The sequence below is a fragment of the Ruminococcus bromii genome, assembly GCF_002834225.1.
In the GTDB taxonomy this organism is placed as follows: Bacteria; Bacillota; Clostridia; order Oscillospirales; family Acutalibacteraceae; genus Ruminococcoides; species Ruminococcoides bromii.
The window spans coordinates 118,856-136,990 of record NZ_NNSR01000072.1 but is presented as its reverse complement, the minus strand read 5'-3'; the positions used below and the strand labels follow the sequence as shown (position 1 = coordinate 136,990).

General features: G+C 39.4%; 20 protein-coding genes. All 20 read right to left on the bottom strand.

Features of this window, described 5'->3' with window-relative positions; genetic code table 11:
• Nucleotides 1-3: 3 nt before the first annotated feature.
• Nucleotides 4-585, bottom strand: coding sequence for an ATP-dependent Clp endopeptidase proteolytic subunit ClpP (clpP, locus tag RBATCC27255_RS08700; RefSeq protein WP_101029625.1), 582 nt, complete (start codon nucleotides 583-585; stop codon nucleotides 4-6).
• A gap of 54 nt (nucleotides 586-639) precedes the next feature.
• Nucleotides 640-1,920 (bottom strand): trigger factor, encoded by a 1,281-nt coding sequence (gene tig, locus RBATCC27255_RS08695; protein WP_101029624.1) that lies wholly within the window; start codon nucleotides 1,918-1,920, stop codon nucleotides 640-642.
• A 90-nt stretch (nucleotides 1,921-2,010) separates the two neighbouring features.
• Nucleotides 2,011-2,700: a metallophosphoesterase gene (locus RBATCC27255_RS08690; RefSeq protein ID WP_101029623.1), complete on the bottom strand. Its 690-nt coding sequence runs from the start codon at nucleotides 2,698-2,700 to the stop codon at nucleotides 2,011-2,013.
• On the bottom strand, nucleotides 2,700-4,208 hold the full coding sequence (gene thrC / locus RBATCC27255_RS08685; protein ID WP_101029622.1) for a threonine synthase: 1,509 nt from the start codon (nucleotides 4,206-4,208) through the stop codon (nucleotides 2,700-2,702). The genes RBATCC27255_RS08690 and thrC overlap by 1 nt, the downstream gene beginning before the upstream one ends.
• A 42-nt stretch (nucleotides 4,209-4,250) precedes the next feature.
• Nucleotides 4,251-5,189, bottom strand: a complete 939-nt coding sequence (locus tag RBATCC27255_RS08680; protein WP_101029621.1) for a dipeptidase — start codon at nucleotides 5,187-5,189, stop codon at nucleotides 4,251-4,253.
• A 12-nt stretch (nucleotides 5,190-5,201) separates the two neighbouring features.
• Complete coding sequence (locus RBATCC27255_RS08675; RefSeq protein ID WP_101029620.1) at nucleotides 5,202-5,564, bottom strand: YraN family protein; 363 nt, start codon at nucleotides 5,562-5,564, stop codon at nucleotides 5,202-5,204.
• Nucleotides 5,561-6,166: a ribonuclease HII gene (locus RBATCC27255_RS08670; RefSeq protein ID WP_101029619.1), complete on the bottom strand. Its 606-nt coding sequence runs from the start codon at nucleotides 6,164-6,166 to the stop codon at nucleotides 5,561-5,563. Before RBATCC27255_RS08670 ends, RBATCC27255_RS08675 begins: the two co-directional genes overlap by 4 nt.
• A 2-nt stretch (nucleotides 6,167-6,168) precedes the next feature.
• On the bottom strand, nucleotides 6,169-7,041 hold the full coding sequence (gene ylqF, locus RBATCC27255_RS08665; RefSeq protein WP_101029618.1) for a ribosome biogenesis GTPase YlqF: 873 nt from the start codon (nucleotides 7,039-7,041) through the stop codon (nucleotides 6,169-6,171).
• A 24-nt stretch (nucleotides 7,042-7,065) separates the two neighbouring features.
• Nucleotides 7,066-7,641: a signal peptidase I gene (gene lepB, locus RBATCC27255_RS08660; RefSeq protein WP_101029617.1), complete on the bottom strand. Its 576-nt coding sequence runs from the start codon at nucleotides 7,639-7,641 to the stop codon at nucleotides 7,066-7,068.
• Between the two features lie 105 nt (nucleotides 7,642-7,746).
• Nucleotides 7,747-8,424 carry a signal peptidase I gene (lepB, locus tag RBATCC27255_RS08655; protein ID WP_101029616.1) on the bottom strand — a complete coding sequence of 226 codons (678 nt, stop codon included), beginning with the start codon at nucleotides 8,422-8,424 and terminating at the stop codon, nucleotides 7,747-7,749.
• Nucleotides 8,425-8,492: 68 nt separating this feature from the next.
• A complete protein-coding gene (rplS, locus tag RBATCC27255_RS08650) occupies nucleotides 8,493-8,840 on the bottom strand; it encodes a 50S ribosomal protein L19 (RefSeq protein WP_101029615.1) in 348 nt (115 codons plus the stop codon).
• A 202-nt stretch (nucleotides 8,841-9,042) separates the two neighbouring features.
• Nucleotides 9,043-9,963 carry an RluA family pseudouridine synthase gene (locus RBATCC27255_RS08645; RefSeq protein ID WP_101029614.1) on the bottom strand — a complete coding sequence of 307 codons (921 nt, stop codon included), beginning with the start codon at nucleotides 9,961-9,963 and terminating at the stop codon, nucleotides 9,043-9,045.
• Nucleotides 9,956-10,438 carry a signal peptidase II gene (gene lspA, locus RBATCC27255_RS08640; RefSeq protein WP_101029613.1) on the bottom strand — a complete coding sequence of 161 codons (483 nt, stop codon included), beginning with the start codon at nucleotides 10,436-10,438 and terminating at the stop codon, nucleotides 9,956-9,958. Before lspA ends, RBATCC27255_RS08645 begins: the two co-directional genes overlap by 8 nt.
• 65 nt (nucleotides 10,439-10,503) lie before the next feature.
• The gene (gene ileS / locus RBATCC27255_RS08635; protein WP_101029612.1) at nucleotides 10,504-13,269 is read right to left on the bottom strand and encodes an isoleucine--tRNA ligase; all 2,766 of its coding nucleotides are present in this window, start codon (nucleotides 13,267-13,269) and stop codon (nucleotides 10,504-10,506) included.
• Nucleotides 13,270-13,306: 37 nt separating this feature from the next.
• The gene (locus RBATCC27255_RS08630; protein WP_101029611.1) at nucleotides 13,307-13,984 is read right to left on the bottom strand and encodes a DivIVA domain-containing protein; all 678 of its coding nucleotides are present in this window, start codon (nucleotides 13,982-13,984) and stop codon (nucleotides 13,307-13,309) included.
• 13 nt (nucleotides 13,985-13,997) lie between these two features.
• A complete protein-coding gene (locus RBATCC27255_RS08625; RefSeq protein WP_101029610.1) occupies nucleotides 13,998-14,765 on the bottom strand; it encodes a YlmH family RNA-binding protein in 768 nt (255 codons plus the stop codon).
• On the bottom strand, nucleotides 14,731-15,198 hold the full coding sequence (locus RBATCC27255_RS08620; RefSeq protein ID WP_101029609.1) for a cell division protein SepF: 468 nt from the start codon (nucleotides 15,196-15,198) through the stop codon (nucleotides 14,731-14,733). The genes RBATCC27255_RS08625 and RBATCC27255_RS08620 overlap by 35 nt, the downstream gene beginning before the upstream one ends.
• Nucleotides 15,199-15,216: 18 nt before the next feature.
• Nucleotides 15,217-15,930: a YggS family pyridoxal phosphate-dependent enzyme gene (locus tag RBATCC27255_RS08615; RefSeq protein ID WP_101029608.1), complete on the bottom strand. Its 714-nt coding sequence runs from the start codon at nucleotides 15,928-15,930 to the stop codon at nucleotides 15,217-15,219.
• Nucleotides 15,908-17,191: a biotin/lipoyl attachment domain-containing protein gene (locus tag RBATCC27255_RS08610; protein ID WP_101029607.1), complete on the bottom strand. Its 1,284-nt coding sequence runs from the start codon at nucleotides 17,189-17,191 to the stop codon at nucleotides 15,908-15,910. Before RBATCC27255_RS08610 ends, RBATCC27255_RS08615 begins: the two co-directional genes overlap by 23 nt.
• 4 nt (nucleotides 17,192-17,195) lie before the next feature.
• Entirely contained in the window at nucleotides 17,196-18,134 is a 939-nt protein-coding gene (gene miaA / locus RBATCC27255_RS08605; RefSeq protein WP_101029606.1) for a tRNA (adenosine(37)-N6)-dimethylallyltransferase MiaA, read from the bottom strand.
• Between the last annotated feature and the right edge of the window lies 1 nt (nucleotide 18,135).

Genomic DNA, 18,135 nt, shown 5'->3' with positions numbered 1-18,135 from the left:
CTTTTATCTCTTTTCGATAACCTTATCAATCAAACCGTATTCGAGTGCCTGCTGTGCAGTCATAAAGTTATCACGATTGGTATCTCTTGCAATAACATCAATCGGCTGACCGGTGTTGTCGGCAAGAATTTGATTGAGTCGTTTTTTCATATCAAGAATGTGTCTTGTGTGAATTTCCATATCAGTAGCCTGACCCTGAGCGCCGCCTGAAGGCTGGTGAATCATAATGTCACTGTTAGGAAGTGCAAGACGCTTGCCCTTAGCACCGGCAGCAAGAAGGAATGCGCCCATACTTGCAGCCATACCCATACAGATAGTGGAAACATCACACTTGATGTAATTCATTGTATCAAAAATAGCAAAGCCGTCTGTTACGCTACCACCGGGGCTGTTGATGTAAAGACTGATATCCTTTGTAGGATCTTTACTTTCAAGATAAAGCAGCTGGGCAACTACAACACTTGCACTTGCGCTGTTTACCTCTTCATTAAGCATAACAATTCTGTCCTCAAGAAGACGGGAATAGATATCAAACGAGCGTTCGCCCCTGCTTGACTGTTCGATAACATATGGTACTAATGCCATTTAATCATAACCTTTCTTAAATAGTGATTAACAAATATAAGAAAAATATTCAAATTACTTTATAACAGCTTTGTCCTTTACGAGGTTAAGAGCCTTTTCAACCTTAACATCCTCTGAGAGTGATTCAGCAGGAACAGCCTCCTTAACCTTATCAACATCCATCTTGTAAGCCTCTGCCATCTTGCCGTATTCAGCATCAAGGTCAGCCTCTGTAACTTCAATATTTTCTTTTCTTGCAACTGCTTCAAGAGCAAGTCTTAACTTAACTCTCTTTTCAGCCTCGTCTTTATACATATCCTTGAGTGCGTTTGCATCCATACCCATGTACTGCATATATGTCTTCATATCAAGGCCCTGCGAACGAAGACGCATATCAAATTCTCTTATCATCTCGTTAGCCTGATTGTCATACATTGCCTCGGGAATTTCACCCTCAAGGTTTTCCATAAGCTTTTCGGCAATCTGGTTGTCAACATCCTTGTCAGCCTCATCCTGAAGGCGTTTGGCAACAGTTTCTTTAAGCTCAGCCTTGTACTCTTCAAGTGTTTCTTTATCAGAAACATCCTTTACAAACTCATCGTCAACCTCCGGAAGCTCCGTAGCTTTAATTTCGTGAAGGTTGATTTTAAATTCAGCTTCCTTACCCTTGAGCTCCTCAGCCTGATAATCATCCGGGAACTTAACTGTGATTGTAAACTCTTCACCTGTCTTGTGACCTACAATCTGCTCCTCAAAGCCCGGGATAAAGTTGCCGGAACCAAGCTTGAGATTGTAGTTTTCAGCCTTGCCGCCTTCAAATGCTTCACCGTCAACAAAACCCTCAAAGTCAATAACAGCTACATCATCGTTCTGAGCTGCTCTGTCTTCAACGGTTACCATTCTTGAGTTGCGTTCACGAACCTTCTCAATTTCTTCGTCAACGAGTTCGTCTGTAACCTCTGTTGACTTCTTTGTAACTTCAATGCCGAGATAGTTGCTGATTTCCATTTCAGGCTCAACAACAACATTAGCCTTAAACGAGAATCCCTCTTTGCTTGCTTCAATAGCCTCAAGTGTTTCAACAGAAACAATCTTGATTCCTGCTTCCTTAGCAGCCTCATAAAGAGCGTCGGGATAGCAGTCCTGCATAGCGTCCTCATAGAACACTTCCGAGCCGTACATCTTCTCAATTACATGACGGGGAGCTTTGCCCTTTCTGAAGCCCGGGATATTGATGCTTTTAACCTGTTTTTTATAAACTCTGTTAACAGCGTTACCGAAGGTATCACCGTCAACATTAACCTCTAACTCATATGAATTAGCCTGTTCCTTTTTTGTACATTCCTTTAATGCCATTTTAATATTCCTCCAAAGTTTAAATTCAAAATCAAGAAATCATCTTATTATATCACAACAAAATGATTTTGCCAATAGAAAATGCAGAATTTATCTGACCAAGATTGGCATAAATGACAGCCTGTCACAAGAAATCAGCTTAAAATCAATACCTTCATATTCACCCTCAACAGCAAACCTCATATTCTTCTTACCGTGAAGATGCCCATAGTAACATTTTTTGATGTTATATTTTAAAAGAACATTAAAAATCTCATCACATTTTGTCGTTCCGTAAACAGGCGGATAGTGCAGAAACACTATAGGCTCTTTACCTGTTTTAACAGCCGACTGTATTGATGTTTCAAGTCTGCCGACTTCCCTGTTAAGGACTTTTATATCATTCTGAGATTCATTATCAAGAAACCATCCTCTTGTACCGCAAATTGCGTAACCGTCAACGACATAAGAGTTATTGAAAAGGATGGATATCGTATCAAGTGAATTGTTTTTCAGAAATACATCCATTTTAGTCTTGGTGCTCCACCAATAATCATGGTTGCCCTTGAGAAAAATTTTCTTACCCGGAAGATTTTGTACGAAAGTAAAATCCGTGAGCGTTTCTTCAAGCTTCATTGCCCAGGAAATATCGCCCGACACCACAACGGTATCATTATCGGCAACAACCTTTTTCCAGTTATTTTCAAGTCTTGAAACATAATCGCTCCAGCCTGCAAAAATATCCATAGGCTTATCTTCACCGAGTGAAAGATGTAAATCTGCAATAGCAAACAATGCCATTATTCTATACCGAGTGCTCCGAGAACATAATCCTCCATAGCGTTTACCTCAGTAACATCAGAGAAGCGCACAACCTTATTTTTAAGGCTTGCAAGAGGAGCGGGAACCTCAACGCCCGAAATCTTATGAAGCTCTTCTACCATATCAAACTCTGTTTCGGGGAGTGCCGTGTTTGGCTCAACAGCTTCAAGAACAGCCTTAGAGAATTTGTACGGACTTGCAGTAGACGCAATTACAGACGGAGTACTGTCGCCGGTTTCTTCAACATACTGTTTGTACACATTGATTGCAACAGCCGTGTGAGTATCACAAAGATACTTATCCTGCTCAAACAGCTCATGAATTGTAGCCTCTGTATTCTTATCATCACAGAATCCACCGTAGAATCTGTCGTTAATAACAGCCTTTACATTGTCGCTTACTTCGTATTTGCCCTCAGATTTGAGCGCATTCATCCAGCCCCTTGTAACCTCGTCGTTATCGCCTGAAAGCTTGTAAAGAAGTCTTTCAAGGTTGCTTGATACAAGGATATCCATTGAAGGAGAAATTGTTGTATAGAAATTTCTGTTCTTATCATAAACGCCTGTTTTGATAAAATCTGTAAGAACATTATTAGAGTTTGACGCACAGATGAACTTGTTGATTGGAAGTCCCATGAGACTTGCATAGTATGATGCAAGGATGTTACCGAAGTTACCTGTCGGAACAACAACATTGATTTTATCACCAAGCTCGATTTTACCGTCATTTACGAGATCGCAGTAAGCTGAAATATAGTAAACAATCTGTGGAAGAAGTCTGCCCCAGTTAATTGAGTTTGCCGAAGAGAAAAGCATATTATTTTCAGCAAGTTTTTCTGCAACCGAAGGTGTTGTAAATATTTTCTTAACACCTGTCTGTGCGTCATCAAAGTTACCCTTGATTGCACAAACACGAACATTGCTGCCCTCCTGAGTATTCATCTGATGCTTCTGCATCGGACTTACACCGTCAACAGGATAGAAAACCACAATCTTTGTGTGGTCAACATCCTTAAAGCCTTCAAGAGCAGCCTTGCCTGTATCGCCTGATGTAGCAACGAGGATTACAGCAGTTTTGCCGTCATATTTCTTTTTGAGTGACTTTGTGAGAAGATGAGGGAGAATCTGGAGTGCCATATCCTTAAACGCACATGTGGGACCGTGCCAGAGTTCAAGAATATTCAGGGTTGTTCCGTCAAGATTACAATATGAAATAGGAGCAGGATTTTCACCGCCGAATTTCTGAGCGGTATATGCCTTTTCTACGCAATCGTTAATTTCCTCTTCTGTAAAATCAGAAAGAAAATCAGAGAATACTTTCTTTGCTCTGCCTTTGTAATCTGTCTTCAAAAGTGCCTTGAAGGTATTTTCATCGTACTTAGGAAATTCCTGCGGTACAAAAAGACCGCCGTCCTTTGAAATACCCTGTGCAATGGCCTGTGCCGCAGAAACAACTTCCTTGGCATTTTGTGTGCTGTTGTATAACATTGAAATCTTCCTTTCAAATTGCTTTAAACATCAAGTATTTTACTACATTATTCGCTGATTGTCAAAGTTTTCAAAGAATTTATACGCATTTTCGTAAAAAATCTTTTTTAAAATGCTTTCATTGTAGTTATTTTTGAGAAATAGTTCATAAATTCCGCCTATTGAGTCACTTCCGACAATATCCTTGGGCAAATCACAACCGTCAAAATCAGTGCCGAAGCAAAGAAAATTTTCACATCCGAGCGACAGCATATACTCACAATGCCGTAAAATATCTTCCGTACAGGCTTTGTCGGGATTGTTATTCAGAAAGGCGTTATGCAAATTAAGACCTATAATTCCGCCTCTGCTGATTATAATTTTAATCTGCTCATCTGTAAGATTTCTCGGATTTTGAGTAATTGTCCGTGAATCTGAATGAGTTGCAATAAACGGTTTATTTGTCTGATTAACAACATCATAAAACAATTCGTCACCTGCGTGAGATATATCAATTACGATACCGTACTTTTCCATTTCTGAAATGGCAAGCTTTCCAAAGTCTGTTAAACCGCATTTATCCTTTGACAAGACGCCAGAACCGATTTCATTATTGTCATTCCATGTGAGAGTCATTATTCTTACACCGAGTTCTGCGAATCTCTTTACATTTTCAATTTTACCGTTCAATGCTTTTCCGTTTTCGACTGTAAAAAACGCTGAGTTTCGATGCTTTGAAAAAGCATTGTCTAAAAATTCGCCAATGCCGAACAGTTCAATTCCAAGTCGGTTACATTCGGATTTTAAGTATTCTGCCGATTTAAAAAATAATTTTTCCGCCTCATTACCATCAAGTTCGTCGGGCAGCCATATAGCATAGCACTGTAACTTGTGGAATTCGGAATCGTTATTTAATTTCACTTCATATAAGGGATTATCAAGTTCGGACTTTTCGGTTACCGCCTTATAGAGTGTGTCGCAATGCAAGTCAAAAAAATTCATAGCAGCCTCCCATTAGAATGCATCTTCAATATAGTTAATGCCGACAAGCTTAAGATTATCACTATTGACAAAAACTTCGCAAACATCAAAGCGGCAGGGCTTTTCTATATTATTTTCATACATATACGCATCGGCTGTTTTTGAAATTCTCATTTGCTTTTTACGATTAACAGCGTCAATTGGTTGCGTAAGGGAATTTTCTTTCCTTGTTTTAACCTCAACAAAAGCAATTACTTCTTTATTTTCAGCTATGATATCTATTTCGCCGTAAGGCTTTTTATAATTTCTGGCAATAATTTTATACTTATGCTTTTTTAGATATTTTGCGGCATAAGCCTCTCCCTTATCACCTGTTTGTTTAGTAGTAAAAATCATTTCTTATTATATATTTTCTTCAAGAAACTCGGTCTGTGATACTTACACGGACCGTATTTAAGAAGTGCTTCAATATGAGCCTTTGTTCCGTAGCCTTTATGCTTTGCAAAAAGATACTGAGGAAACTCTTTGTCATATTCATAAAGAAGTCTATCCCTTGATACCTTGGCAAGAATTGAAGCACAGGCAATTGACATTGATTTTGCGTCGCCTTTTACAATACATTCGCCTTCAATTGACAACGGAGGCATTCTGTTGCCGTCAATCATTGCATAATCTGCTTTCGGTTCAAGACCCTCAACCGCTCTTTTCATAGCAAGCATTGTTGCGTTGAGTATGTTCAATTCTTCAATTTCTTCAACACTTGCAAATGCGATACTGTATGCCAAAGCCTGTTCCTTTATTACATCAAACAAAGCCTCTCTCTTTTTTTCAGAAAGCTTTTTTGAATCGTTCACGCCTTCTATAACCGTATTTTCAGGCAATATGACAGCCGCTGCACATACAGGTCCGGCAAGCGGTCCTCTGCCTGCTTCGTCAACACCGCAAACATTCAGAAAACCTCTTGCATTATTTTTATTCTCATATTCAAGCCAATCCATTGTTATCTCCCCTGCGGCATTTCAACGGTAATTCTGCCAAGCTTTGCACTTCTAAATTCGTCAAGCAGCATAATTGCAGCTCTTTCGGTATCTATCTCACCGCCGGAAACAAGCATACCTCTCTTTTTGCCAATCATTTTAAGAAGTTCGTATGATTCTATATTGTCGATATCCTCATTTTCTAATTTGAACCTTGCCAAAAAATCGGCAGGCTTAAGCTCTTTGAGAAAATCAAGAAGTCTTACCGCCAAGAGTTCAATATCAAGAATTTGGTCTTTAACCGCACCTGTGAACGCAAGATGCTCTCCGACAACTTTATCGTCAAACTTTGGCCAGAGTACACCCGGAGTGTCGAGCATTTCAAGGTTCTTTGCAATTGTGTACCATTGATTGCCTCTTGTAACGCCCGGTCTGTCCTCAACCCTTGCACGGTTTTTCTTTACCATTTTATTGATAAAAGAAGATTTGCCTACATTCGGAATACCGACAATCATAATTCTGATTGTTGGATTTACCATTCCTTTTTCCTTTAATTTTGCAATTCTTTTGCTCATAACCGTATTTACGGCAGGAGCAAATTTATCAAGACCTCTGCCGCTTTTACAGTCAACCGGAATTGCAACAAGATTTTGCTTTTTGAAATAATCAATCCACAATTTTGTGGCTGTTTGATTAGCCATATCACATTTATTGAGAAGAATTACCCTCGGCTTGTTTTGAACAAGTTTTGCAAGATCCGGATTACGGCTGCTTACAGGAATCCTCGCGTCAATAATTTCAGCAACAGCGTCAACAAGCTTAAGGCTGGACTGAATCTGTCTTTTTGTCTTGGTCATATGACCCGGAAACCATTGTATAGTCTGCATTTCACTCATATATTAAACATCCTTTACTTTTCATCAATACAAATATGTAAACCTGTCAAACGGAAAAACAATGAATTGTGCTTTGCCTATAACATCATCAACCGAAACAAGTCCTATACTTTTATCACGGCTGTCAAGAGAAATAATTCTGTTGTCACCCATTACAAAAATATACCCTTCGGGAATTACATACGGAATCTGCAACGGATTTGAAGGCTCTCTTGTAATTGAAGAGGCATACGGCTCATCAATCTGTATTCCGTCTACATATACCGCATTTCTGCTGTAATCAACCACAAGAGTCTGTCCCTCGGTAGCTATTACACGCTTTACAATTCGTTTTTCTATCCGATTTTCTGCATTTATGGCTACAATATCACCGCATTTTGGTTTATACATAAAGTTAGACATAAGAATCTTGTCTTCACTATGAAGAGTGTCAAGCATAGAATTGCCTACCACATTTGCATCTCTTATAACAAATGTAAATATAACCGACATAAATGCAAATACAAATATAACGGTTCGTGTGAGTTCAAACATATAATCAGTAATTTTTTTGTCATTTACCTTAAATATGAATTTTTGTCCTTTTGATTTTTTCGGCATAAAAGCCTCCACAAAAAATAAAGCTTATTTCTAATTATAAAACAGAAATAAGCTTTTAACAATATCAAAATTCAAATTACCATTAAAATTTGCAAGCTTTAATTATCAGTACAAATAACCAAAGTGATCAAGCGGAAAAATAACAAACTGAGCCTTTCCGATTACATCGTCAACATCTATAAGACCGATTTTTGTACTTCTGCTGTCCATAGAATCTTTTCTGTTATCACCCATTACAAAAATCTTACCTTCGGGAATAACCTCAGGAATCTCATTATCACCGATATTGTTGCCGAAGGTTGAGCCTTCTATATACGGTTCATCAAGAACAACACCGTCCACAATAATGCGGTCATTATCATAATCTACTTTTACAGTCTGTCCTGCAACGGCTATAACACGCTTGATAATCGGACTGCTGTACTCCGCACCGTGGGAAATAACAACAATATCCTTGTCCTTAGGCGTATAGAAAAAGTTTGTTACAATAACCTTATCATTCGTGGCAAGAGTATTATTCATTGATCTGCCCTCAACATCAACAAGGCGGAACAAAAAAACAAGACAAATTACAACAACCGAAATTGCAAAAAGTACGCACCTAATCCAGTCGTAGAAGCCGGACATTCCGCCCTCTTCTTTTGCAACAAGAAACTGTTTTTCGGAAATTGAAGGTTTCTTGTCAACATACATTTCAGGATTGATGTCAGAAGAATCGTTCACACCCTCCGGCTGCAACACAGCCATATTAGCCTCATTGACATTATTTTTGATTTTCTTCAACTTTGTCACCTGCTATAAAGAAAAATAGTAAAAAAAGGGACTTAAAAAGTCCCTTTTAAACTCGTGAATTACTTACGAATCTGCTCTTTAACCTTAGCAGCCTTACCAACTCTGTCACGGAGATAGTAGAGCTTACTTCTGCGAACCTTACCGTAACGAACAACCTGTACATCTTTAACATTGGGTGAGTGGAGAGGGAATACTCTTTCAACACCAACGCCGTAAGCTACTCTTCTTACAGTAAATGTTTCAGCTACGCCACTGCCTCTTTTGGCAATAACTGTACCTTCAAACATCTGGATTCTTTCTCTTTCGCCTTCACGAATGTTTACTGATACCTTAACAGTATCACCTACGCTGAATTCAGGTGTTGTTTCCTTCACGCTTGATGCAGCAATAGTCTTTAATGCGTCCATTTTTATCCTCCTTATTTTTCCGACATTCTTACTCATTTGAGCAGCGGACTGTCACATCAAAATGACGGTTAAACCGTTATTTGAACCTCGTCGAGAGTAACGACGGTTTCAAATGCTTTAATATAATACCACATATAGAATCATAATGCAAGTGTTTTTTAAATTTAGTTCAAAAAATCGGAATATACATTTGAAAGCAAAATCAACAGAAAGATATGTTTTGAAGCTTTGTAAGATATTTTTTAAAATAATCAGGCAGCTCAGAGGTAAATTCAATGTATTCATTTGTTTTCGGATGAATAAAGCCAATCTTTCTTGCGTGTAAGCACTGACCTTCAAAATCAACCCTTTCACTCTTAATGCCATAAACCTTGTCACCGGATACGGGATGACCTATGTAAGCCATATGAACTCTTATCTGATGAGTACGGCCTGTTTCAAGCTTACATTTTATGTGTGTGTAGCCCTTGTATCTTGTTATCACCGAATAATGAGTAACGGCATTTTTGCTGTTCTTTTCGGTAACGCACATTTTCTTTCTGTCTTTTGGATTCCTACCGATTGGAGCGTCAACCGTTCCGCTGTCATTTTTTAGATTGCCGAAAACAATTGATTCATATTCTCTTGTAAATGAATGTTCTTTAATCTGCTCTGCAAGAGAACGGTGAGCAAAATCATTTTTTGCAACAATCAAAAGACCACTTGTATCCTTGTCAATACGGTGAACAATGCCCGGACGGAGCACACCGTTAATTCCCGAAAGGCTGTCGCCGCAATGATAAAGCAAAGCATTTACAAGAGTACCGTCATAATTTCCGGCGGCAGGATGAACAACCATTCCCTTTGGCTTATTCACAACAAGCAAGTATTCATCTTCATAAACTATATCAAGAGGAATATTTTCCGCTTTAGCCTCATAAGGCATCGGATCAGGAACATTAACTACCACAACATCGCCCTGAGAAAGCTTATATTTTTTTGAAACAATTAAACCGTTTACAAGAACAGCGCCGTTCTCAATAAGGTTTACCGCGGCTGAGCGTGACAAATCAATGTTTGAGTCCGAAATAAACTTATCAAGTCTTGCTCCGCTTGTTTCACAATTTAACTTAAACTCATTCATCGCTCTTGCTGACCCTTTTTTCAGATTTTATAGTATTAGAAAAAAACAGAACATAAATAACGAGTAAAATTGTACCCGCAGTTATGCAATAATCGGCAAAATTACAAACCGGCGGAAAGAATGAAAGACTGAGATAATCGACAACAAAGCCGTAAAAAACTCTGTCAATTAAATTTCCGATTCCGCCTCCGATTATAAGTGCAGCCGAAATATAAAAGATCTTGCCTGTCGGTTTCTTTTTGAACATAATAAATATAATTATTCCGATAAGAATTGCCGTTACAACGACAAAGAACCATCTCATATCAGAAAACATTCCAAAAGCTACGCCTCTGTTTTCAACATATTTTAAATCAAGCAAGCCGTCAATAACTGTTACTGAGCCGACGGGCTGCAGATGAGTCAGCACAAAATATTTGATAACCTGATCGGCAACAGCTAAGAGTGCACCGATTATAAGCGCGATTACAGGCATTTTACCCTCCATAAATATAAATCGGTGCGTTTTGTCACACCGATTTATTATAATAACAATTGTTTTTATTTAAGATTCTGAACACAGCGGAAGCAGATTGTCGGATGTTCTGCACACTGACCTACTGTCTTACTGACAGCCCAACAGCGTTCGCATTTTTCACCCTCTGCCTTCTCAGGCTTGATTTCAAGCTCACCGCCGTTATCAACGATTTCCACCTCTGAAACAATGAATGCGGCACAAAGCTCAGGTTCAGCCTTTTTAAGAAATTCAAGTGTTTCACCGCCGGCACAAAGTGTTACCTTTGCTTCAAGCGAACTCTTAATCGTCTTATCCTTAATAAGAGCTTCAAGCGACTTTTTAACACTGTCACGGAGTTCGTGAATTTTGTCCCAGAAAGCCATAAATTTGTCGTCAACATCAATAGCGATGTTTTCGGGAATCTCATTAAAGATAACATGTTCTGCATTTTCCTTTGATGAGTGAGGCATATACTTCCAGATTTCGTCTGAAGTATACGCAAGGAGCGGAGCAATCATTCTTGTCATTGCGTCAAGAATAACATAAATTACAGTCTGAGCAGCTCTTCTTGAAATGCTGTCTGCTTTTTCTGTGTAAAGTCTGTCCTTTAGAACATCAAGATAGAAGTTAGACATATCAACAACACAGAAGTTATGAATGCTGTGATATACAATATGGAACTCATAATTATCGTATGAAGCTCTAACCTTTGTGATAAGGTCATTAAGCTTTGCAAGCGCCCATTTATCAATTGGCAGCACCTTTTCAAAGTCAACCATATCGGTATCGGGGTTGAAGTCTGAAATGTTGCCGAGAATATATCTTGCAGTATTTCTGATTTTTCTGTATGACTCAGAAATCTGCTTGAGAATATCCTTTGAAATATGAACATCAGTCTGGTAGTCGGTTGATGCAACCCAAAGTCTAAGAACATCTGCGCCGTACTGCTGAATAACCTCCTGTGGACTGATGCCGTTGCCAAGGGACTTGCTCATCTTTCTTGACTCATCATCAAGAATCATACCATGAGTAAGAACAGCCTTATAAGGTGCTCTTCCTCTTGTGGCAACAGAAGTCAGAAGTGATGACTGGAACCAACCTCTGTACTGGTCGTTGCCCTCAAGATAGAGGTCTGCAGGTGACTCAAGATTATCACGCTGTTCAAGAACAGCTGCGTGAGATGAGCCGCTGTCGAACCAAACATCCATAATATCTTTTTCTTTTTCAAATTCAGTACAACCGCACTTCTTACACTTTGTACCGGCAGGAAGAATTTCTGCGGCTGTGTGATTGTACCAAGCGTTTGAGCCTTCTTTGCCGAACAAATCCGCAACAGCAAGCATTGCATCCTTATCAATAAGAGCCTCTCCGCAATCCTTACAGAAGAAAATCGGAATCGGGACACCCCATTTTCTCTGACGAGAGATACACCAATCCTTTCTTTCTCTTACCATTGATGTAATTCTGTCCTTGCCCCATGCAGGAATCCACTTAACAGTGTTGATAGCGTCAACAGCCTCATCCTTGAAATCGTCAACCGAACAGAACCACTGATCTGTTGCTCTGAAAAGGATAGGAGTTTTACATCTCCAGCAATGAGGATACTGATGGACAATTTTCTTTAACGCAAAGAGAGAACCGTTTTCTTCAAGATAAGCAGCAATTTTTTTGTTAGCCTCATCAGTTGTAAGACCGGCAAACTGACCTGCTTCTTCGGTAAGAACACCGTTAGAATCAACGGGACAAATAATCGGAATCTCAGGATAATTCTGACATACATTGTAGTCGTCAACACCGTGTCCGGGAGCTGTGTGTACACAACCTGTACCGCTTTCAAGAGTTACATGCTCACCAACGATAACAAGTGACTCCCTGTCGAGGAACGGATGGGCAGTTTTAATATATTCAAGTTCGCTGCCCTTTACCGTTGCAACAACTTCAAAATCGGTAATGCCTGCTTCATCAAGAGCAGATTTATAAAGCTCAGACGCCATTACAAGGTATTCATCGCCTGTTTTGATTACGGAATATTCGAATCTCGGACCTACGCAAATTGCGACATTTGCAGGAAGCGTCCAAGTAGTAGTTGTCCAGATTACAAACTTAACCTTTGAGGGGTCAATTCCCATATTTGAGAATACGCCTTTATCATCGGTTACATTAAACTTCACATAGATTGAATGGCAAGGATCTTCTGCATACTCAATTTCAGCTTCTGCAAGAGCAGTCTTACATTCAGGACACCAGTAAACAGGCTTCAATCCCTTGTAGATATAACCCTTTGTAGCCATTTCAGCAAATACTCTGATTTGCTCTGCTTCAAACTCGTGATTAAGAGTAATGTAAGGCTTATCCCACTCACCGATTACACCGAGTCTTTTAAACTGTGTACGCTGATCGTTAATGTAGCCTTTTACGAACTCTTCGCACATCTTACGAAGTTCAACAACTGAAATTTCGGCAGAATTACCGATACCGGCTTTCTTTCTGGCTTTAAGCTCTGTCGGAAGACCGTGCGTATCCCAACCGGGAACATACGGAGCTTTAAAGCCTGCCATATTCTTGTATCTCACAATAAAATCTTTGAGAATCTTGTTGAGTGCGTGACCAAGGTGAATATCACCGTTTGCATACGGAGGACCGTCGTGCAGAATGAACAGAGGCTTGCCCTCGTTTGCTTTCATAAGGTTTTCATAAACCTTTTCGTCTTCCCAGTTCTGAAGTGTAACAGGTTCGCTTTTCGGAAGACCTGCTCTCATAGGGAAATCTGTCTTTGGAAGATTAAGTGTTGAATTATAATCTTGGGACATTTTATATTCTCTCCAATATCTAAAATCTAAATTTAAATCAGTCGGCAGTTACATCATAGTTATCGCCAAACTTAAGATGACTGAATTTACTCTGCCTTTTTGCATGAGCCGTAATATCGTTTTCAGGTTCTTCAACAGGCTCAGCTTTAATCTCTGAAGGAACAGCAATTTTTACATCCTCTTCAGCCTTAGGCTGAGCAGGAGCTGTCATATCCTCGGTAGGATACTTCTTATCAAGCTCTGCTTTTGACGCTTCAACATCAGAGCTTGACGGAAGATCATCAATTGATTTGATATGCTTACTGTAAAGTGAAATAAGCTCATTTCTGAGGTCGGCAGCATCTGACTGAAGCTGCAAATAATGCTCTTTCTCAGCCGCTGTCATATTGTTTGCGTCTACAAGAAGTGCCTGAGCCTTTGTTTCAGCGTCACGAACAATCTTTGCAGCCTTTTCCTTTGCTTCTCTGATGCAGGCATCAGCAACCTTCTGTGAAGCAAGCAAGGCGTTTCTTACAGTTTCCTCATCTGCTCTGTACTGTTCAACTCTTGTAGCAAGAACATCAATCTTATGTACAAGGTTAGTTTTTTCTTTTTTTAACTGTTCAAATGAAACAATTACTTCATCAATGAATGAGTCAACATCTTCAGCTCTGTAGCCGTTGTTGAGGTTGGCTTTTCTGAAGCTTATATTTTTAATTTCATCAATTGTAAGCATTTATCTACACTCCTTATTTATAATGAATAACTGAAATTCTTATTCGACCTTTTCCTGTAGTACCAAGAATGCTTTTTAAAACAAATTTGCCCTTTCCTCGAATTGTAAAAACATCATCTTCCTTAAGGTTAAGACTGACATTTTTAGTTTCTTCAAAATTAACGCATACGCTGTCAGCCATAATAACGGTTCTTGTCTTTTCCCGCGACAGCCTGCATACGGCAGCAACGATATTGTCAAGTCTTAAAGAAGAAACAATGTATGTTTTTTCTTCAAAGCCTCTTCCCTGCGGAAGTTTTGACAAATCGGCACAGGAAACCTTAACTCCGACTCTGCCTACTTTTGATATCTGCGACATTATATAATCGGACAATTCTGTTTTAACAAACACGACAGCCCGTCCGTCCTCAACAAGAATATCTCCCACTGTTTCCCTTTCAATGCCCAGCGACATCAGAGCACCGAGAAAATCACGGTGGGTAAGTTTATCGCATTTTCTGAAAGAAAATTCAACAGCAGATATCGGAAAACAGTCTTCGCACGGCTCATCAAAAAACAAACCGAGCATTTTCCTTTCCGAATTGCCGTAACCGCCAAAGAAAAGGTAGTTATCAAAATAAGCTTTTTTAAGCTCAGAAAAAAGCACAGCCTGTTTTCTTTCACTCATAAAAGGCATAAAATAGGGCTTCTGCCTTGTCAGACAAAGATCAATACCGTCATTAAGCTGAGCAACCAGCTGTTTATCATCATCCGAAGTAAACACCGTTGTTCTCAAGCTCATCGAGTAAATCGTCGCCTGTCAGGTCAACATTGCTCGGAATAATAATATATGTATTGGTAGCAACACGCTTGATTTTGCCGCGGTTGGCATATGCAACGCCGCTGAGAAAATCAAGGATTCTTCTTGCCATATCCTTATTTGTATCTTCAAGATTAAGTACAACTGTGTGAGCCTTCATAAGCTCATCGGCAATTGTGCGGGTTTCTTCACCGAAACGCTCGGGTTTGAACAAGCCTACCTGAAGGTTGGTAGTAGCATTGATATTAACAACCTTGTTTCCGCCGCCGAGATCTCTTTCTTTTTTAGCGTTTCTTACAGGTTCTTCTTTGTAGTCCTCTTCTGCACCTTCATCTGCATAACCGTACTCATCGTACTCATACTCATCATCGGGAGCGTCCCACATGCGTTTAAACTTATCTACAAAACCAGCCATTATATAGTCCTCCTAAAATTATGTATAATTCCTTGCACCGAATAACGCCGATCCTACCCTGACCATATTTGCACCTGCAAGTATAGCCTCATAATAATCGGCAGACATACCCATTGAAAGAATATTCATACATATATTATCTAATTTTTTTTGCGAGATGTCAATAAATATATTATGCATTTTATTAAAAAATTCGGAAATTTTCTGTGAAGATTCACAAATTGGGGGGATTGCCATAAGTCCCTTTACCGAAACACCGTCCAACTCGGCAATTTGACAAAGCAATTCTTCAAGCTGCTCGGGCATTACCCCTGACTTATTCTCTTCTCTGCCGATATTAACTTCAACAAGAACATCGCATTTCCTGTTGATTTTAAGCGCCTGTTTGGAAATTTCACCGGCAAGCTTAATCGAATCAACAGACTGGATAAGATCGACTTTATCAATAATCTGTCTGACCTTATTTGTCTGCAAATGACCGATAAACTGAAGAGAACAGTTGTCAAGGTTATACTTATCATACTTTGACAAAAGCTCCTGAACCTTGTTTTCACCTATGTGGTCAAGTCCAAGTGAAATTGCGTGGTTAATAACCTCAGGCTCAACCATTTTTGTTGCGGCAAGAAATGTGATATCTTCACGCTTTCTTCCGGATTTTTCAGCCGCCTCTGCAATCCTCTCATCAATGTATTTGTAATTATATTCAACATCAGTTAATAACTTTTCCGTCATATAAATCATCTCCCTCAAGAATTACCCGATCGTACAATTCAACCGTTGTGCCGTTAACCAGTTCCTTACTGTCCGGATCGGGATCGCATATTACATAATCATCATCAGCATACAGAATTGAAATCTGTCTGAATCTTACTTCACTTCCGTGAAGTACATAAACGCCCTGAACCTTAACCTGTTCAGTGTGTTTGTTGTCATTTTCGTCATAAGTTGTCTTTGTTACATAGTCATCATGAATAGCTTTTTTGCTGATTCTAAGTCCGGTGTAAGTTCCAAGACCAATTTCAATGGGTTCCTGTCTTGCCTGCGCAAGGTCAGAATTCATATAGTCACATTCAAGGATAAGAAGTGCGTCGCTGTTCTTCGTTTTCTGATATATTCTTTTGATAACGGCAGGAATGCTTTCTGATGACGCATCGGAAAACAATACAGTTGCGGAACCGTCCCAAAGAGAAAGTCTTGTTGCCTCATCGGCAGTAACCTTGCAGGCTACATACCATTTTAGCCCACTGACAACCTTTCCCGCAACATTATCGGATACCTTAGTCTGTTTAACATTTTCGAGGTCAGAAACAGTCAAACGGTCAAGATTATTGTAATCAAGAGCATTTTCATAGCCGTCACAATGTGAGAGAAAGTAGCCTGCTTTCTCTGTAGTTATTGCACCTGTTGACTTTCCTGCCTTGCTTTCCAGAGTTGTTATTTCGCTCTGGAGTTCTGATATTCTGTCGTTAAAATTAGTTATCTTTCCGGTATAAATTTGTCGCTGATTTATTGAGTAAAGCAAATCATTTGTAACATCGTCAATATCAGACAAATTACCGTCGTTGACACTTTTTATATGTAAAATGATGTTATTATTTATATTGTTGTTTATGGTGTCAATACCGATATTTCCGGCGGTGCTTGTTTTCTGCAATGTCTGCAAATCGGTGAGCTGCTCTTGCAGGGCGCTGATTTTTGACTGTGATGCCGCATCATCATCACTTGCATATGTCTTTGCAATCTCACCGCCTGCTTTTACTTCGTCACCGTCGTGTACAGTGTAGGAAAGCACTCCCGGGGTATTGTTCCTAATTATATTCTCATCTCGAATTATAAAACCGTTTGAATATATTTTATCGGACACAGTTGTCTGAACAGCATTTTCAGTCGGATACATTTTAAAGTTTGTGCTTATCAGCAAATATGCGGCATACACTACCGCAAGCACCGACAATGCAATCATTAAAATGCGTCTGAAAAGCAATTTATCCATAAAGTCAGCCTCTTTCAATTACAGCCTTTGCATAGCTGTATATTTCTTCAAATGAATTATATTCATCAATATAAATCCAGTTAATCTCTGTATCCCGCTTAAACCAAGTAATTTGCCTTTTGGCATATCTGCGGGTTTCCATTTTCAATTTTTCAACACAATCATTTAAGCTTTTGCTGCCCTTAAAATAAGGAATAAGCTCCTTATAGCCTATCGCCTTTACCGATGTATAGCTCAATTCGGAGTTGATAACTCTTTGAGCCTCCTCAAGCAATCCTTCATCAAGCATAATATCGACACGCCTGTTAATTCTGTCATAAAGCACCTGCCTGTCACGACAGTTAAGTCCAAGCTTAACCGCAGAATACGGTGACGGAATATTATGCGATTCTTTAATTTGTTCCGTAATTGTTTTGCCTGTCGTTTTATAAAATTCAATAGCACGGATTATTCTTTTTATATTTCTTCCCCCACGAAGTCTTTGCGCCGATTCAGGGTCAAATTCAGAAAGCATATCAAGCAGCCTGTCAGTTCCGTCTTCTTCTCCGATTTTACGAAGCCTTGAGCAATACTCTTCATCTCGCTTATCATCGCTAAAAGAAATATTGTTCAAAAGAGAATCAACATAAAGTCCTGTGCCTCCTACAATAAACGGAAGCATTCCTCTTGAGTGAATATCGGCGATGCACTTCGACGCGTCATTTACATACGAAGCAACAGAATATGTTTTGTCAGGCGGGAGAAAGCCCATCATATGATGAGGAACTCCGTCCATTTCAGCCTTTGTCGGTTTGGCTGTGGCAATCTGCATACCGCTGTAAATTTGCATTGAGTCGGCAGAAACTATTTCACCGTTAAAATGCTTTGCAAGTTCAACCGAAAGCTTTGTCTTGCCTGACGCGGTAGGTCCGACAATTGAAACAACCTTAATTGAATTTTCCAAA

Excerpts from the sequence above, each read along its gene's own strand:
- clpP (WP_101029625.1), bottom strand. The coding sequence starts at position 585 with ATGGCATTAGTACCATATGTTATCGAACAGTCAAGCAGGGGCGAACGC.
- tig (WP_101029624.1), bottom strand. The coding sequence starts at position 1,920 with ATGGCATTAAAGGAATGTACAAAAAAGGAACAGGCTAATTCATATGAG.
- RBATCC27255_RS08690 (WP_101029623.1), bottom strand. The coding sequence starts at position 2,700 with ATGGCATTGTTTGCTATTGCAGATTTACATCTTTCACTCGGTGAAGAT.
- thrC (WP_101029622.1), bottom strand. The coding sequence starts at position 4,208 with ATGTTATACAACAGCACACAAAATGCCAAGGAAGTTGTTTCTGCGGCA.
- RBATCC27255_RS08680 (WP_101029621.1), bottom strand. The coding sequence starts at position 5,189 with ATGAATTTTTTTGACTTGCATTGCGACACACTCTATAAGGCGGTAACC.
- RBATCC27255_RS08675 (WP_101029620.1), bottom strand. The coding sequence starts at position 5,564 with ATGATTTTTACTACTAAACAAACAGGTGATAAGGGAGAGGCTTATGCC.
- RBATCC27255_RS08670 (WP_101029619.1), bottom strand. The coding sequence starts at position 6,166 with ATGGATTGGCTTGAATATGAGAATAAAAATAATGCAAGAGGTTTTCTG.
- ylqF (WP_101029618.1), bottom strand. The coding sequence starts at position 7,041 with ATGAGTGAAATGCAGACTATACAATGGTTTCCGGGTCATATGACCAAG.
- lepB (WP_101029617.1), bottom strand. The coding sequence starts at position 7,641 with ATGCCGAAAAAATCAAAAGGACAAAAATTCATATTTAAGGTAAATGAC.
- rplS (WP_101029615.1), bottom strand. The coding sequence starts at position 8,840 with ATGGACGCATTAAAGACTATTGCTGCATCAAGCGTGAAGGAAACAACA.
- RBATCC27255_RS08645 (WP_101029614.1), bottom strand. The coding sequence starts at position 9,963 with ATGAATGAGTTTAAGTTAAATTGTGAAACAAGCGGAGCAAGACTTGAT.
- lspA (WP_101029613.1), bottom strand. The coding sequence starts at position 10,438 with ATGCCTGTAATCGCGCTTATAATCGGTGCACTCTTAGCTGTTGCCGAT.
- ileS (WP_101029612.1), bottom strand. The coding sequence starts at position 13,269 with ATGTCCCAAGATTATAATTCAACACTTAATCTTCCAAAGACAGATTTC.
- RBATCC27255_RS08630 (WP_101029611.1), bottom strand. The coding sequence starts at position 13,984 with ATGCTTACAATTGATGAAATTAAAAATATAAGCTTCAGAAAAGCCAAC.
- RBATCC27255_RS08625 (WP_101029610.1), bottom strand. The coding sequence starts at position 14,765 with ATGAGCTTGAGAACAACGGTGTTTACTTCGGATGATGATAAACAGCTG.
- RBATCC27255_RS08620 (WP_101029609.1), bottom strand. The coding sequence starts at position 15,198 with ATGGCTGGTTTTGTAGATAAGTTTAAACGCATGTGGGACGCTCCCGAT.
- RBATCC27255_RS08615 (WP_101029608.1), bottom strand. The coding sequence starts at position 15,930 with ATGACGGAAAAGTTATTAACTGATGTTGAATATAATTACAAATACATT.
- RBATCC27255_RS08610 (WP_101029607.1), bottom strand. The coding sequence starts at position 17,191 with ATGGATAAATTGCTTTTCAGACGCATTTTAATGATTGCATTGTCGGTG.